At 50.6% G+C, this 15,754-nt stretch carries 14 protein-coding genes; 10 read left to right on the forward strand and 4 right to left on the reverse strand.

What is annotated here, in order from left to right; genetic code table 11:
• Positions 1 to 214: 214 nt before the first annotated feature.
• Genes envC through AAH450_RS19695 form a run of 4 tightly spaced genes read left to right on the forward strand, consistent with a single transcriptional unit; the run spans position 215 to position 4,654 of the window.
• Entirely contained in the window at positions 215 to 1,522 is a 1,308-nt protein-coding gene (gene envC / locus AAH450_RS19680) for a murein hydrolase activator EnvC (protein ID WP_342911717.1), read from the forward strand.
• Between the two features lie 3 nt (positions 1,523 to 1,525).
• Entirely contained in the window at positions 1,526 to 2,467 is a 942-nt protein-coding gene (locus AAH450_RS19685; protein ID WP_342911718.1) for a divergent polysaccharide deacetylase family protein, read from the forward strand.
• A 56-nt stretch (positions 2,468 to 2,523) separates the two neighbouring features.
• A complete protein-coding gene (locus AAH450_RS19690; protein ID WP_342911719.1) occupies positions 2,524 to 3,753 on the forward strand; it encodes a glycosyltransferase in 1,230 nt (409 codons plus the stop codon).
• The gene (locus tag AAH450_RS19695; RefSeq protein WP_342911720.1) at positions 3,746 to 4,654 is read left to right on the forward strand and encodes a hypothetical protein; all 909 of its coding nucleotides are present in this window, start codon (positions 3,746 to 3,748) and stop codon (positions 4,652 to 4,654) included. Before AAH450_RS19690 ends, AAH450_RS19695 begins: the two co-directional genes overlap by 8 nt.
• 75 nt (positions 4,655 to 4,729) lie before the next feature.
• Here AAH450_RS19695 and tdh read toward each other — a convergent pair whose 3' ends face one another.
• Positions 4,730 to 5,758 (reverse strand): L-threonine 3-dehydrogenase, encoded by a 1,029-nt coding sequence (tdh, locus tag AAH450_RS19700; RefSeq protein ID WP_342911721.1) that lies wholly within the window; start codon positions 5,756 to 5,758, stop codon positions 4,730 to 4,732.
• 11 nt (positions 5,759 to 5,769) lie between these two features.
• Positions 5,770 to 6,966: a glycine C-acetyltransferase gene (locus AAH450_RS19705; protein ID WP_342911722.1), complete on the reverse strand. Its 1,197-nt coding sequence runs from the start codon at positions 6,964 to 6,966 to the stop codon at positions 5,770 to 5,772.
• A gap of 231 nt (positions 6,967 to 7,197) precedes the next feature.
• Between AAH450_RS19705 and rfaD the strand changes: the two genes are divergently transcribed.
• Genes rfaD through AAH450_RS19730 form a run of 5 tightly spaced genes read left to right on the forward strand, consistent with a single transcriptional unit; the run spans position 7,198 to position 12,208 of the window.
• On the forward strand, positions 7,198 to 8,130 hold the full coding sequence (rfaD, locus tag AAH450_RS19710; protein WP_342911723.1) for an ADP-glyceromanno-heptose 6-epimerase: 933 nt from the start codon (positions 7,198 to 7,200) through the stop codon (positions 8,128 to 8,130).
• A gap of 12 nt (positions 8,131 to 8,142) precedes the next feature.
• Positions 8,143 to 9,204: an ADP-heptose--LPS heptosyltransferase RfaF gene (gene rfaF / locus AAH450_RS19715; RefSeq protein WP_342911724.1), complete on the forward strand. Its 1,062-nt coding sequence runs from the start codon at positions 8,143 to 8,145 to the stop codon at positions 9,202 to 9,204.
• Positions 9,192 to 10,157, forward strand: coding sequence for a lipopolysaccharide heptosyltransferase RfaC (gene rfaC / locus AAH450_RS19720; RefSeq protein WP_342911725.1), 966 nt, complete (start codon positions 9,192 to 9,194; stop codon positions 10,155 to 10,157). The genes rfaF and rfaC overlap by 13 nt, the downstream gene beginning before the upstream one ends.
• Before the next feature lie 4 nt (positions 10,158 to 10,161).
• Positions 10,162 to 11,055: a sugar glycosyltransferase gene (locus tag AAH450_RS19725; RefSeq protein ID WP_342911726.1), complete on the forward strand. Its 894-nt coding sequence runs from the start codon at positions 10,162 to 10,164 to the stop codon at positions 11,053 to 11,055.
• On the forward strand, positions 11,042 to 12,208 hold the full coding sequence (locus AAH450_RS19730; protein ID WP_342911727.1) for an O-antigen ligase family protein: 1,167 nt from the start codon (positions 11,042 to 11,044) through the stop codon (positions 12,206 to 12,208). Before AAH450_RS19725 ends, AAH450_RS19730 begins: the two co-directional genes overlap by 14 nt.
• Here AAH450_RS19730 and AAH450_RS19735 read toward each other — a convergent pair.
• Together AAH450_RS19735 and AAH450_RS19740 are read right to left on the reverse strand one after the other, a co-directional pair.
• Complete coding sequence (locus AAH450_RS19735; protein WP_342911728.1) at positions 12,205 to 13,305, reverse strand: glycosyltransferase family 9 protein; 1,101 nt, start codon at positions 13,303 to 13,305, stop codon at positions 12,205 to 12,207. The genes AAH450_RS19730 and AAH450_RS19735 overlap by 4 nt on opposite strands.
• Positions 13,306 to 13,307: 2 nt before the next feature.
• Complete coding sequence (locus tag AAH450_RS19740) at positions 13,308 to 14,273, reverse strand: polysaccharide deacetylase family protein (RefSeq protein ID WP_342911729.1); 966 nt, start codon at positions 14,271 to 14,273, stop codon at positions 13,308 to 13,310.
• Positions 14,274 to 14,530: 257 nt separating this feature from the next.
• On the opposite strand from AAH450_RS19740, the gene AAH450_RS19745 reads away from it, so the two are divergent.
• Positions 14,531 to 15,637: a glycosyltransferase gene (locus AAH450_RS19745; protein ID WP_342911730.1), complete on the forward strand. Its 1,107-nt coding sequence runs from the start codon at positions 14,531 to 14,533 to the stop codon at positions 15,635 to 15,637.
• Positions 15,638 to 15,754 lie beyond the last annotated feature (117 nt).

Below are 15,754 nucleotides of genomic sequence, written 5' to 3' on the forward strand. Positions count from 1 at the left end.
TTCCAAAAAAAAATTGCCTTAAGTGTAAAAGCCCGTGTCAGCATGCCGCTGCTTTAATCCTGAGCGGTCATTTGTTGTGCAGATCCACCCTTTTTTTGCCTGCCGATCTCGCTCTGCGATGAGGCGTTACGGGCCTGGCTGTCACCACTGGAAATGGAAAACCCCGGACAGATCGCTGGTAAGCTGCTGTTCATCGTGGAATAATCTGCCTCCTATGAGGGAAAAAGCGACAGTTTCATATTTACGAACCCAGGGTAACGGATCGGCCACAGGCGTTCTGTTGCGATCCCGCGCGTTCACCTTGTCTGCCAGCGTGCTTTGCGCTGGCCTTTTGCTGTCGCCTTTTGCCAGCTCCGCCGCAGACGATAATAAATCCCAGCTTTCCAGCCTTCAGCAGGATATTGCCGCGAAAGAGAAACGCGTTTTGCAGCAAAAGCAGCAGCGCAGCGCCCTGCTTACACAGCTTACCAGTCAGGAAAAAATCATTGCTCAGGCCAGCCGTCAGCTGCGGGAAACGCAGATTGTACTGACCGGGCTGAATAAAGAGATCGCAGCCCTGACGGCTTCTATCGCTAAACTACAGGCTCAGCAGCAGAGCCAGGAGAAGTTGCTGGCAGAGCAGCTTGATGCGGCGTTCCGCCAGGGGCAACACAGCGGCGTCCAGCTGATCCTGAGCAGCGAAGAGAGCCAGCGCAGCGAGCGCATTCTGGCCTACTTCGGCTACCTTAATGATGCCCGCCAGAAATCCATAGACGACCTGAAAAAGACCCGCAGCGATCTCTCCGCGCAGAAAGCCTCTCTGGTGGAGAAACAGGCTCAGCAGAAATCGCTGCTTGATCAGCAACAGGCGCAGCAGCAAAAGCTGGAAGGGGCACGTGTAGCGCGTAAGAAAACGCTGACTTCCCTGGAATCCTCTCTGGAAAAAGATCAGGCGCAGCTGGCAGAAATGCGCGAGAACGAGAGCCGCCTGCGCAACAAAATTGCCAAAGCGGAACGTGAAGCGCGGGCCAGGGCCGAAAAAGAGGCCCGCGAAGCGGAACGCGTCCGCCAGCGTCAGGCACAGGCGAAAAGTAAAGGCACCACCTATAAACCGACCGAGGGCGAACGCTCGTTAATGGCGCGTACAGGTGGTCTGGGACGTCCTGCCGGGCAGGCACGATGGCCGGTAAGGGGCAGTATTGAACATCGCTTTGGTGAACAGTTGCAGGGCGAGCTACGCTGGAAAGGCCTGGTGATTGACGCGCCTGAAGGCACCGAAGTGAAAGCCATTGCCGATGGCCGGGTTCTGATGGCCGACTGGCTACAGGGTTACGGACTGGTGGTAGTGGTGGAGCACGGTAAAGGGGATATGAGCCTTTACGGCTACAACCAAAGTGCACTGGTGAGCGTGGGAAGCCAGGTTAAGGCAGGAGAGCCAATCGCCCTGGTGGGGACCAGCGGCGGCCGGGGCACGCCTTCACTCTATTTCGAAATCCGACGCCAGGGACAGGCCGTCAATCCACTACCGTGGTTGGGAAAATAACTTTTGTTACAGCTTCGCAAAATCAGCGGCGTGCTGGCAGGCCTGCTGATGGCCTGTTCAGCACATGCAGGCAAACTCTCTATCGTCATTGATGATTTTGGCTATCGACCCACGCAGGAAAACCAGGTGTTGCAGATGCCGGCAACGATTTCTGTCGCCGTGCTCCCTAATGCGCCCCACGCGCGTGAAATGGCCACCAAAGCGCATCAGCGCGGCCATGAAGTGCTTATCCATCTCCCTATGGCACCGCTCAGCAAACAGCCGCTGGAGAAGGACACGCTGCGTCCGGATATGTCCAGCGCGGAAATTGAGCGCATAATCCGGGAGGCAGTAGCGGATGTACCCTATGCAGTTGGTCTGAATAACCATATGGGCAGCGCCATGACCTCCAGCCTCTCCGGGATGCAAAAAGTGATGCAGGTGCTGAATCACTATAATTTCTACTTCCTGGACAGTATGACCATTGGCAACAGCCAGTCCACTCGTGCGGCTGACGGCACCAGCGTCAGGGTGATCAAACGCCGTGTCTTCCTGGACGACACGCAGAATGAAGCCGATATCCGCAAACAGTTTACTCGTGCCGTGCGCCTGGCGCAGCGGGACGGTTCAGCCATCGCCATTGGCCACCCTCATCCCACCACGGTGCGGGTTTTACAGCAGATGCTGCCAACGCTCCCGGCGGATATCACGCTGGTACGTCCCAGCCAGCTGCTGAACGAGCCGCAAAGCAGCAATCACAGACCGCTGCCTGCTGAGAAACCGTTACCCGCAGCTAAGCCGCGCAATCCGTTCCGGGGCGTGAAGAGCTGTCCGGTTACGCTGCAACCCGTTCCGGCAACCCGCGCGTTAGGCGTGGTGGCAGAAAGCATTGGCGACAGCGCCGGAATGCGTTATATCCAGACAAACTTCAGCGGGTTGAAGCTGAGTATCGGCTCTCAACCTTAATTTTTTTGCATCGCCCCTGACTCCGTTGGGGGCGTCACCACTTGAGTCGCAGCCGCATGGCAGATCAGCGTAAAAAAATTCTGTTGCTGGATACCGGCAATGAATGGGGGGGCGGCACCAACAGTATGTTGGAGCTGCTCAAGCGTATCGACCGCACCCGGTTCGACATCCGCTGCTGCTTTTATCATAACTACCGGCGCGGCAAAGGCGACTCTATTGGTGAGGTGCTGGAATCGCTGGGCTTCCCGGTCATTTTTATCAATCAGCGCAAACAGCCACGCTGGGCCAAAGTTGCTAAAGAGCTGTTGAGATCGCTGGTGTTTTTCAGCCGTCCCCTGCGCCAGAAAACCACCCGCTGGGTCGATATGCGCTGGCGGATCCAGCCGAATGCCAGGCAAATTCGTCAGGCTCTTGTCGACAGCGATCTGCTCTATATGAATAATCAGCCCGGCTCTAATGCGGAAGGTTACCTGGCCGCAGCCGGTTTACCTGTGACGGTAGTGCAGCATTGCCGCATTGAGCCGGTTCTGAACCGCGATCTGGTTGCTATGGTGAATCAGCGGGCAGATGCCATTATCGCCGTGTCTGAGGGTGTGCGTAACGTACTGCTAGCTAACGGGGTGAAGCCTGAAAAATGCTTCACCGTGTTGAATGCTATTGATATCTGGCAACCTCTGCCAGCGCGCGCCGAAATGCGTCAGCAATTACTACAGGTCAGCGAAGAGTGTTTTGTGTTCGGCAGTATTGGCTCCCTGATCCCACGTAAATCTAACCATCACATTTTGCAGGCTCTGGAGAAGTTCGCCGCTGAGTTTCCGCAGGCTGACTGGCGTATGGTGATGCTGGGTGAAGGCCCGGAAGAGGCGGCGCTCAGGCGGCAGGCTGCGCAGGCAGGCATTGCCGACCGCATAATGTTTACCGGTTTTCGTTCCAACGCCCTCGACTATCTTGCCGCGTTTGATGTGTTTATCCTGGCCTCTAAAAGTGAAGGTCTGCCGCGTGTGGTACTGGAAGCGATGCTGTTGAATACCGCAGTGATTGGCTCTGACGTCACCGGCACGGCTGAGCTTATCTCGCACGAAAAAACGGGGTTACTCTTTAAGTATGGCGACACCCAGGCGCTGTTTGAGCAGATGAAAACGCTCTATCTTGATGCCGGTAAACGCACGTCGCTGTTGCAGCAGGCCAACGCCAACGTGAAAGCGCACTATGCTATTGAACATTATGTCGCTGGCGTGGAAACTATTTTGCAAAATGCGTCCCATGGAAACTCATCGCATGTTTGAATTTTTAAAACCTCAATTTCGTTATATTCGCTCCCGCCACAATCTCTCTTATCAACAGAAAGAGGTGCAGGGCAACATTCCCGTCACCTCGGTGGTGATCCCCTGCACGGGGGCAGATTTTGTTGAGGAGGCCAGGCTCAGCGCGTTTTTTGCTTCCCGGTTTGCCCCGCTGGCTGAAGAGATTGTGATTGTTTCCGACCAGCGTGCAGCGCAGTTCGGTGAGCTTCCGGCCAGAACCCGCGTGGTCACGCTGGATGTGCCGCTGCGCGAAGAGAGCTACCGCTATAAGCAGATTTATCGTAGCCGTTTAATCAAGCTTCAGGCTCCGTTGCAGGCCCGCACGGAGGGGATTTTGATGATCGATTCCGATCTCAATCTGCTGCAAATGCCTGAAATTAATATGCATGATGGGCATATTTATTCCAGCTTCCGGCAGGGCAAGATGATAGCCAAGCTGGCAAAAGCGCCGGAACAGAATCGGCCTGCTTATTACCGCAACAGCGTCCGGCCCTACATTGTCGATCACGTCAACGGTGCCTTTCTGGCCGCAACGCGAAAAACGTGGAAACGCATCTGTCCGCTGTGGCTGACGCTTTTCCAGGATACCTGGGAACTGATGGATGATTCACAGCCTCCAACCGATCAGCTACCGCTGGCGGCGCTGCTGGATATGCTGGATTTAAAAACGGTCAATCTTGGCGACTGGATGAACTGGCCAGTCTCGAAAAAGATAGGCGGCAGTACGGCTGCAATACCCAAAGAAGTGGTTGGCGCTCATGGCGGCTTCCCCCTCTCTGAATGGCAGAAATACCTGGAATCGGCTGAAGCACCCTTGACCTTTAAGGGCCAGGACTATACCCGTAAAGTCCGTTATCTGACGGATGCTGAAAAGCAGCAGTAAATGCACCAGGGCTGGCCTCCATGCTGGCCCTGTTATCAGCTGTGCAGGGTCGGTTTTCACACCGGCTCTGACGCTCTAGGTCCAGTCGAGGATAACCTTACCCGACTGCCCTGAACGCATCCTGTCAAAGCCAGCCTGAAAATCATCAATCCCGTAACGATGGGTAATGATTGGCGTGATATCCAACCCTGACTGGATCAGCGCCGCCATTTTATACCAGGTTTCGAACATTTCCCGGCCATAAATACCCTTGATAAACAGCCCCTTGAAGATGACCTGATTCCAGTCAATAGACATCTCTGAAGGCGGAATCCCCAGCAGCGCAATTCGTCCACCGTGATTCATTACGCTGAGCAGGCTGCGAAAGGCGGCTGGCGCGCCCGACATCTCCAGCCCAACGTCGAACCCTTCCGTCATCCCCAGCTCCCGTATGACCCCATCCAGATCCTCACGGCTGACGTTCACTGCCCGCGTCACCCCCGCCTTACGGGCCAGATCGAGGCGATAATCGTTAATGTCGGTAATCACCACATGCCTGGCCCCCACGTGACGGCAGATGGCTGCGGCCATAATCCCAATCGGCCCGGCACCGGAGATAAGTACATCCTCGCCCACTAAATCGAAAGATAAAGCGGTGTGGACGGCGTTGCCAAAGGGATCAAATATCGCCGCCAGCTCATCGGAAATATTGTCCGGGATGCGGAATGCATTAAACGCCGGGATCACCAGGTACTCCGCAAAGCATCCCTGACGATTGACGCCAACGCCCACGCTGTTGCGGCAAAGATGTGTCCTTCCCGCACGGCAGTTCCGGCAATGTCCGCAGGTGATATGCCCCTCTCCCGATACGCGATCCCCCAGCGAAAACCCTTTTACTTCCTGGCCAATACCCACGACCTCACCGACATATTCATGCCCGGTGATCATCGGTACGGGAATGGTTTTCTGCGACCACTCATCCCAGTTGTAAATATGCACGTCTGTGCCACAGATAGCCGTTTTACGGATTTTAATCAGCAGATCGTTATGACCCGGTTCCGGGATCGGCGCATCATGGATCAGCCAAATCCCCTCTTCCGCCCGCAATTTTGCTAACGCTTTCATTACAGCTCCTGTCAGGCGATCACGCCAAGTTGTTTACCGATTCGGGTGAACGCATCGATCGCATGCACCAGCTGTTCGTGGCTGTGGCCCGCAGAAATCTGTGTGCGGATACGCGCCTGATTTTTTGGCACCACCGGATAGAAGAAACCCGTCACAAATATGCCTTCCTGCTGGAGCAGGCGGGAAAATTCCTGTGCGACCCGCGCATCACCCAGCATCACCGGGATAATGGCGTGATCGGCTCCGGCCAGGGTAAAGCCCGCTTTGCTCATCTCAGTGCGGAAGAAGGTCACGTTTTCCCACAGCCGCTGACGCAGGCCGTCTCCCTCAGTCAGCATATCTAAAACGCGCAGCGACGCCGCGACGATAGCCGGTGCCAGCGAGTTGGAGAAAAGATAGGGCCGCGACCGCTGACGAAGCCATTCAATCACCTCCTTTTTTCCTGCCGTGTAGCCGCCGGATGCACCGCCAAGCGCTTTACCCAGCGTACCGGTGATGATGTCGACCCGCCCCATCACTTCACAATACTCATGAGTGCCGCGACCACCCGCGCCGACAAATCCCACGGCATGCGAATCATCCACCATCACCAGCGCTTCATAGCGGTCCGCCAGATCGCAAATCCCTCTGAGATTGGCAATGACGCCATCCATCGAGAACACACCATCGGTAGCGATCATGATGTGCCTTGCGCCCGCCGCTCTGGCCTCTTGCAGTTTTGCCTCAAGCTCAGCCATATCGTTGTTGGCATAGCGATAGCGCTTTGCTTTGCAAAGCCTGACGCCATCAATAATCGAGGCATGATTCAGCGCATCGGAAATCACAGCATCCTCCGCGCCCAGCAGCGTTTCGAACAGGCCGCCGTTGGCATCAAAGCAGGAAGAATAGAGAATGGCATCTTCCATATGAAGAAACTCTGCCAGCTTCTGTTCCAGCAGCTTGTGGCTATCCTGCGTACCGCAGATAAACCGTACCGACGCCATACCAAAACCGTGGCTCTCCATGCCCTCTTTTGCGGCGGCGATCAGCGCCGGGTGGTTAGCCAGGCCAAGGTAGTTATTGGCGCAGAAATTGATCGCATGGCCTCCGCCCTGAAGGGCAATATCGGCCTGCTGAGCAGAAGTAATCAGGCGCTCTGTCTTGAACAATCCTTCCTCTTCAACCTCGCGCAGTTGTTGCGTAAGCTGCTGATAAAATGGCAATGACATTTTCATACTCCGGGACAGGCTGAATAGCGGAATATCTTACTGAAGGGAACGGAAAGGGACGAGGATACAGATCGTGTAGTGTGATTATCGCAGCATAATTAACGCGCTTTTTTGCGAATTACATTCCGTTACGGAGTCATCTGGCTGCCTGCTACCAGATGAGATGTTATGATAAGAGGCATTAGCGTGTGGAACCTCCCGTTTCACCCTCATCTTTAAAGGTTAATGCTCATGATTATCGTCACCGGCGGCGCAGGATTTATCGGCAGCAACATCATCAAAGCGCTGAATGACAAAGGCCATACCGACATACTGGTGGTCGACAACTTGAAAGACGGCACCAAATTTGCCAATCTGGTGGATTTAGATATCGCCGATTACATGGACAAAGAAGATTTCCTGATCAGCATCCTGGCGGATGAGGATTTCGGCGACGTTGAAGCTGTCTTCCACGAAGGCGCCTGTTCATCCACCACCGAGTGGGATGGCAAGTACATGATGGATAACAACTATCAGTACTCCAAAGAGCTGCTGCACTACTGCCTGGAACACGAAATCCCGTTCCTGTACGCCTCTTCTGCTGCCACCTACGGCGGCCGTAACGACAATTTTATCGAAGAGCGTCAGTATGAAGAGCCGCTGAACGTTTACGGCTACTCCAAAATGCTGTTTGACCACTATGTGCGTCAGATCCTGCCCGAGGCGGGTTCGCAGGTATGTGGTTTCCGTTACTTCAACGTCTATGGCCCCCGTGAAGGGCATAAAGGCAGCATGGCGAGCGTGGCTTTCCATCTCAACACCCAGTTGAATAACGGCGAGAACCCGAAGCTGTTTGAAGGCAGCGACAACTTCAAGCGCGACTTTATCTACGTTGAGGATGTCGCCGCCGTTAACCTGTGGTTCTGGGAAAACAACGTTTCCGGCATCTTTAACTGCGGTACAGGTCGTGCGGAATCCTTCCAGGAAGTGGCTGATGCCGCCCTCAACTTCCACCAGAAAGGGGAAATTGAATACATTCCTTTCCCGGAGAAACTCAAAGGCCGTTATCAGGCTTATACCCTGGCCGATCAGACCAAACTCCGTGCCGCCGGCTATGACAAACCGTTCAAAACGGTAGCAGAAGGCGTAGCGGAATATATGGCATGGCTGAACCGTAACGCGTAACGGGACACGGCAATGAAAATTCTGGTAATCGGCCCCTCCTGGGTTGGCGATATGATGATGTCGCAAAGTCTCTATCGCACGCTGAAGGCCGCAGAACCTGACGCCGTGATTGATGTGATGGCGCCCGCGTGGTGCCGTCCCCTGCTGTCACGTATGCCTGAAGTCAATGAGGCGCTGGCGATGCCGCTTGGGCACGGCGCGCTACAGTTGGGCGAACGGCGGCGTTTGGGCAAGGCGCTGCGCAGTAAAGGGTACGACAGGGCTTATGTTCTGCCGAACTCCTTTAAGTCTGCGCTGGTGCCCTTTTTTGCCGATATCAAAACGCGCACGGGCTGGCGGGGCGAGATGCGCTACGGCCTGCTGAACGACGTGCGTGTGCTGGATAAAGCCGCCTGGCCGCTGATGGTGGAGCGCTATGTGGCGCTCGCTTATGACAAGCAGCGTTTTACCCGCGCAGCAGAGCTTCCTCAGCCACTGCTGTGGCCAAAATTACAGGTTACAGAAGAAGAGAAGCTGACCGTCGCGGAAACGTTCGGTTTGTCCGATCAACGGCCCGTTATCGGTTTCTGTCCCGGAGCAGAATTCGGCCCCGCAAAACGCTGGCCGCATTATCACTATGCCGCTCTGGCGCAACAGCTGATCGACAATGGCTATCAGATTGCCCTGTTCGGTTCAGCTAAGGACAAAGAGACGGGCGAACAGATCCTGCAAAGTCTGCACCCAGAGTCACGCGCACAGTGTCGTAATCTGGCGGGGGAAACGCAGCTGGAGCAGGCTGTTATCCTGCTGGCGCACTGCCGCGCCGTGGTCAGTAATGATTCTGGCCTGATGCATATCGCTGCGGCGCTGAACCGCCCGCTTGTGGCGCTGTATGGCCCCAGCAGCCCCGACTTTACGCCACCGCTGTCGGACAAAGCGCGCGTTATCCGCCTGATTACCGGTTATCACAAGGTGCGTAAAGGTGAGGCAGAAGAGGGCTACCATCAGAGCCTGATTGATATTAAACCTGAGCGCGTGATTGCCGAGCTGAACACCCTGCTGGGTGAAGGCCAGGAGAAACCATGCACGTCCTGATTGTTAAAACGTCATCAATGGGTGATGTGCTACACACGCTGCCTGCGCTGACCGATGCGATGAAGGCTATTCCCGGCATCCGTTTCGACTGGGTAGTTGAAGAGGGATTTGCACAGATCCCCGCCTGGCATCCCGCAGTGGCAAAGGTTATTCCTGTCGCTATCCGCCGCTGGCGTAAGCACTGGTTTGGCAGTGAAGTCCGGGAGGAGCGTTTTCTGTTTAAACGCGAAGTGCAGTCGACCCAGTATGATCTGGTGATCGATGCTCAGGGCCTGATCAAAAGCGCCGCGCTGGTTACCCGCATCGCCAAAGGCGAAAAGCACGGGCAGGACAGCCGCAGCGCCAGAGAGCCTTTTGCCAGCTGGTGGTACGATAAACGTCATGACATCAGCAAAAAGCAGCATGCTGTGCAGCGTACGCGCGAACTCTTTGCAAAAAGCCTGGGATACCCTCTGCCCGAAAGCGAAGGTGACTACGCTATTGCGCAACATTTCCAGAGCGAACCGCCAGCGGACGCAGGCAGATATCTTGTTTTTCTGCATGCCACTACCCGCGATGCCAAGCACTGGCCGGAAAGCCACTGGCGTGAGCTGGCTGGCCTGCTGGCAGAGAGTGGAGTGAAGATCAAGCTGCCCTGGGGTGCTGAACATGAGCACCAGCGAGCCATCAGGCTGGCAGAGGGCTTCGATTTTGTTGAGGTGCTGCCCAAGCTGAGCCTGGAGCAGGTGGCCCGGACGCTGGCAGGCGCAACAGCCGTGGTATCGGTGGATACCGGCCTGAGCCATCTCACCGCCGCGCTGGACCGCCCAAATATTACGCTTTATGGCCCAACTGACCCAGGGCTGATAGGCGGTTACGGCAAAAACCAGAGCGTGCTGCGCCCTGAACAGGGGAATAATATGGCGGATATCACTCCTGGACAAGTCATGAAGTTGCTGAAGGAAATTTCATAAAAAAATGAGCACGTTATTTAAGCAGATATATCGTTATACTCACCCTCGAGCTTTTCGCCATAACGAAAATTTATGGCCGTATGTGAAAATATCCAGAGCCCCAACGGGAGAAATCAGCCATTTCAGTTATAAGAATAAACGAGTTACGTTGGTACCCTTATCAGAGCTAAAAAATTCCTTTACTGGTAAAATTTTGTTGGCAGCGACCGGCCCATCCGTCAATGATGTTCCTTTTGAAACTTTGCCGGAGATGCCAACCATTGGCGTAAATGGTGCCTACGTTTTAAATGGAAAAGTAAAATTCTCTTTCTATCTTATTGTTGATATGGGATTTATCGATAATCGCACCAATATCATCCACGAAATAATAAAAAATGAAAAATTAATTTTATTTACTACAGCTCACGGCATCGTACGTATTATCGAAAAGTTTTCCCTAAATAATATAAAATGTCGACTTTCAATTATTGAAGATATTTCTTGTAAAATATATGAACCTAAGATTGAAGATAGCAAGCTTTGCACTATTCATTCGAGTAATGACGCTATTTTTTTTGATGGGAAAAGTAGAGGGTTTAATACCGATATCAGATATGGAATTTTTGATGCCGGTACTGTGGTTTATTGGGCACTTCAGATGCTGCTTTTCCTTGGGTTTGAAAGAATTTATATCATTGGGCTTGATATGAATAATTTTGATCAGCCAAGATTTTATGAAACGTCATCAGAAAAGCTCCCTAGTATGCTCTCGCAAAAGCTAAATGATATTATCATCCCCTCATTTCGTCATGCCAGTCAGGTAATGAAGAACAGGAATGTCAATGTATTTAACCTCTCTATGTCCAGTGCTATTGAAGACGATATATTTAAAAAGGTAAGCCATAATGAAATTCATTAAAAATACTTATAAAGTAGAAAAGCTCAGGTTTGTTTTATTTACTTCATTTTTATTTTTTAGCGCTATATTTTGCGGCTACACCAAAGTAAATAATTTACTTCATGCATCTATAATACTTTTTATTATAACTCTTATTATAGCCCCTGAAACCAGACGTATTTTTTACATTAATAATAACAGGAAAAGAGGTTTTATTTTTGTTGCTATATTTCTGCTTTACTTCGCAGTAAGCAATCTATGGGGCTCAAACCCAATAAATATAGAATCTTCATTAACACATTCTTTTTATATTATTATGTTTTTAGGAATGATGGTGTCAGTTTTGGAAAGCGGTAATCGCATGATACTTATCTATGCATGCTTAGCTGGTCTGTTCTGCCTTTCCCTTTATTGCCTGGTTTTTGAATACCACTCGATTTCTCAAATGAGAAGAGTATCTCATAATTTTCCTGGGCCAGAAAACGTTATCGACATTTCAGGTTATGCAGCTATAGGTATTTTGCTAAGTTTAATAGCCTTTAGGGATAAGGCAAATAAAATAGTATTGCTATCCATACCGGTATTTTTAACGGTTCTGATCATATCACAAAGTCGTGGACCTGTTATTGCTTTGCTTGTTCCCCTTCTTATAACTATCCCTTTCAGGAAAATGACCCGGAAGCATGCATTTTTATCAGTCGCTATTATAATTATGCTAATTGCAGGATTATTATACTCAGCACTTGGGGGGAAAATTATTCACCGGTTTGGAGAACTTTCAACTCAAATTTTCTTGCGATTAAGTATCTGGTCTCACACTCTAGGGTTAGTTTATAATATGCCAATCTTCGGACATGGTTTTGATTATCATCTGGAGTTTACAAACTATTCAGGTGAACATATAAGAACGACTCATAGCGTATATTTTGGAGCTTTGCTCAAGGGAGGTGCTGTAGGATTATTATTACTTCTATTGATGTTAGCTCATGGCCTAAACTCTTTGATGAGAGCAGCAAAAGAAGGAATGAGACTTGAACTTTGCTTATTCCTTTTCATGATGATATTTTACCTATCCCAGGGCTTGTTTGTTATCAGTAACCCAACGGAATATTGGTATCTATTCTGGTTTCCTTTAGCATTTGGCCTGGTAGGGAAACGGCAAGCAACAATTTAAGATAAGGTTAAAATTGGTTCAATATCATTTTTGACCGAAGTATGAGGTTCCAGAATTTTATCGATCAGAGAAATGATACTAGATATTGGGACCTCATTAATATTTCTCTCTTCGAAAACAACTTGATTTGCATTAGGGTAATTTGGCGACCACAAATTATATCCGACAAGGCCCGTGTCTTTCAGCTTTCTTTTATTGTATATTGCCAATAGTGGTTTATTGAAAGCATTGGCCATATGAATTATTGAGGTATCTGGAGAAATAACAGCATCGCAACGACGTATAATTTCTACTGCGACGCTTATGGTACTATCAGGTATCATCACTACATTTTTTATCCCCATAGAAAATAATTTCGAGGGCTGACCTACCAATATTAATAAAATTTTCTCATCATATTTTTTTATATGATTTACGATAAACTGAGTTTGTTCAATTGAAAAATCTTTATCATCAGAACCAGTTAAAGGGTTTATAGCAATAAAACGAGAATAAGTTGAACCATGCAATACATTGGAAACCTTTTCTTTTGCATCAAGACATTCAGGCAGAAAATAAGTATATTTTTCTGATGTCAACTGGAGAGTCCTGATAACCAGTTTATGCCTCTCAGTAATATGGCTATTTTCATCAAGCTGAGTCAAAGAGGTATGATACATTGGGAAATTATCTTTATTGAATCCAATGACATGAGCATAACTAAATCGACTAATTAATTTACATCTTTCAAAGGTAACAACGTCATCAAAATCGATAACTAAATCAATTCCCTCCTCATCAAGTTCAATTAACTTACCTCGACGTTTATAAAGATAACATTTATGAATCAGTGGAGACGAAGATAGCAACTCATGACAGACCGAACCAGTCAGTACAGAAACCTTTATATTATTCTCATGGAACGCCTTGATTAGACCTGTCGCTACAATCATATCCCCGACCTTATCATCTAATCTAAGAATAAGAACGTGCTTTACCCTTTCTTTTATGAGATTCCTTTCCTCCGATTTTAAAATATAGCTTGAGAGTAAAATTTTGAGTTTTAATGCTCGTAGCATTTCGTTTTTTTTTCGGGTCACTAACTTAAAAAATTGCACTTTTATCGTACTCCCTTAACGTGTGCCGCATAGTCTGCCAGCGTCATGCCGATCGTGCGGCTCTGCAACCAGCTAAACAGCTGCTCAAGATCGCTGTAGAGGCGATCGATATCCGCTTCATTTTTAAACGTCGGGCTGCCGTCAGGCATAAATTCGGAAGAGTGAAGCATAAATTCAACATAGTCCGCTCCGCCTGCCAGCGTTTTTTCCGCCACCCCGATCATTTGCTGCACGTTGCCTCCAACCGGACGAAGCCAGTGAACTGAAGGCGACCGCTGCTTGCCCCTGAGCCGGTCATAGCCCTGTTTCAGGCTGTTCATCAAGCCCGAGTGCTTGTACTGGATGGTCATAGGGACTTCGAGCAGCGGCGAATCTCCTTCACGGGAAATATCCTCCGTATTAAGGAAATAGGCGTGGTCAGGGAAATGGGTATAATTTGTTCCGCCTTTGCCTTGAGGGGCGCCCGGTGAAAACTGCCAGTTCACGCGCGGCGTGACGGAGCAGTCCACTTTGTAGCCGAATTCAATCAGCAACTTAGCGTAGTGCTCATTAAAGGCCCAGCGGCCGGCGCGGTGACTCACCATTTTGGTCTGGAACGTCTCTTCCAGCAGCTGCGTCATATACGCAATCTTCCTGCGCATCTCCTCAACCGGGTATTCGATCAGATAGGGTTGAAACTGCCAGTCATCGTCGGTGAGTTGATAGTCCGGCGGGCTGTACCAGGCATGAAGATGCATGCCCACCTCTCCCTGACGACGAGCAATCACGTCGCGGGCAAATGCCTGATAGACCGGATCAACAGCCATCTCATAATTGGTCAGCCAGGTGGGCTTAAAGGCATATTTTTCGCAAAGTTGCTGGAATCGCGCGAGAAAATCCGCATTTTTAGTCGTAACCTTTCCGGTACGATTACGCCAAAGGTTGTCACCTTCCGTATCAATGGTGATTAAGAATGCTGGTTTGTTCATGCCGGGTGCAGGCTCCTGATAGGCTCGGGGCTATGTTACGCAGCAGGCCTGTGAGACGCAAAGAGATTTACCGCAGGGGGCAGAGGCTGATTCAGCTATGGCACTCTTGCAGTTAATTTTCTAAGATAACCGCAGCTAATAGAAACAGCACAATAAGTTAGCGCATTTCAGCGCCCTGATTTTCGCAGGTGAGTTGATTTTACGCGACCCGAGGCGGCATAGCGCCCGACGCACGTTTTCTGTTTAAGGGTAAAAAATTGTCCAAGCGCATTTTGATGATCATTGATGGCTTGCCTGGTGGCGGAGCAGAGAAAGTGGTATTGACGCTTGCCAAAGGGCTGATTGAGCGCGGACATCGGGTTTCGTTATTCTCATTACGGGCCGTGTGCGAATACCCGCTTCCGGCCGGTCTCGATTATCATGTGATACAGGATAAGTGCAAAAAACCCTGGCGGAAACTGACCGAACTACACCGTCGGGCTGTCCAGTTGGATAAGCACATTACCCTTGCCGAACAGAGCGGTGGGCCTTATGACCTGATCGTCTCACATTTGCACAAAACCGACAGAATTGTCCGCCGCTGCCCTCACCTTAACCCGGAGCGGACCTGGTACTGTCTGCACGGCGTTTTCTCCGCCTCCTATCTGGCCCGACGCACAGGGTTTTCGCTCTGGCTGAAAAAAGTCAAAACGCGCAATATTTATCAGCAGCGGAACATTATTGGCGTCTCGCACTATGTGATAAAGGATCTTAAGCAAGCCTTTAATGTGAAGCCAAAGCGTGAAAAGGTCATTTATAATCCCTTCGATTTTGCAGCCATCGAATCTTTATCCCTGGAGCCTTGCAGCCTGGAGGGCCAGGAGTACGTTATCCATGTGGGCCGTTTTCATCCAACTAAACGCCATGACAGGCTGCTTCGCGCTTATGCTAAAAGCGGGCTGGAAGTGCCCCTGGTGCTGATAGGCCAGGGCAGACCAGAGGTAACCACAGCGATAAAGAGGCTGGCGACGGAATTAAATATCAGCGACAAGGTGATCTTTAAAGGCTTCGTTGACAACCCTTACCCCTATATCCGGCACGCCAAACTTTTGGTTGTCAGCTCAGACAGTGAAGGGTTTGGCAATGTGTTAGTAGAAGCGCTGATTTGCCATACGCCAGTGGTCAGCACCAGGTGCCCTGGTGGCCCGGTCACTATTCTCACCGGCGAGCTTTCCCGCGGGCTGGCAGAACTGAATGAAGATTCGCTGGCAGCCGCAATGAAAGAGGTGTATCTGCATCCACCAGAGATGTGCACACCCGATGTTAACGCTTACAGTATTGAAGCAATATGCAAACAGTACCTTGATTTAATTAAAGTTAATTAACACAGGTCGTCTGCATAACCAGCTATTACAGGGGTAGAATAAGCCGTCTGTCAGTGAAACTGACAGCCCGAACCCATTTTTTTACTTAATGCCTAAGGTTTTTAGCCCATGATAACG

This window comes from Erwinia magellanica, assembly GCF_039023495.1.
In the GTDB taxonomy this organism is placed as follows: domain Bacteria; phylum Pseudomonadota; class Gammaproteobacteria; order Enterobacterales; family Enterobacteriaceae; genus Erwinia.

Coding starts and splice junctions, on each gene's coding strand:
- rfaD (WP_342911723.1), top strand. CDS start 7,198: ATGATTATCGTCACCGGCGGCGCAGGATTTATCGGCAGCAACATCATC.
- tdh (WP_342911721.1), bottom strand. CDS start 5,758: ATGAAAGCGTTAGCAAAATTGCGGGCGGAAGAGGGGATTTGGCTGATC.
- AAH450_RS19690 (WP_342911719.1), top strand. CDS start 2,524: ATGGCAGATCAGCGTAAAAAAATTCTGTTGCTGGATACCGGCAATGAA.
- AAH450_RS19725 (WP_342911726.1), top strand. CDS start 10,162: ATGAGCACGTTATTTAAGCAGATATATCGTTATACTCACCCTCGAGCT.
- AAH450_RS19695 (WP_342911720.1), top strand. CDS start 3,746: ATGTTTGAATTTTTAAAACCTCAATTTCGTTATATTCGCTCCCGCCAC.
- AAH450_RS19730 (WP_342911727.1), top strand. CDS start 11,042: ATGAAATTCATTAAAAATACTTATAAAGTAGAAAAGCTCAGGTTTGTT.
- envC (WP_342911717.1), top strand. CDS start 215: ATGAGGGAAAAAGCGACAGTTTCATATTTACGAACCCAGGGTAACGGA.
- rfaC (WP_342911725.1), top strand. CDS start 9,192: ATGCACGTCCTGATTGTTAAAACGTCATCAATGGGTGATGTGCTACAC.
- AAH450_RS19740 (WP_342911729.1), bottom strand. CDS start 14,273: ATGAACAAACCAGCATTCTTAATCACCATTGATACGGAAGGTGACAAC.
- rfaF (WP_342911724.1), top strand. CDS start 8,143: ATGAAAATTCTGGTAATCGGCCCCTCCTGGGTTGGCGATATGATGATG.
- AAH450_RS19705 (WP_342911722.1), bottom strand. CDS start 6,966: ATGTCATTGCCATTTTATCAGCAGCTTACGCAACAACTGCGCGAGGTT.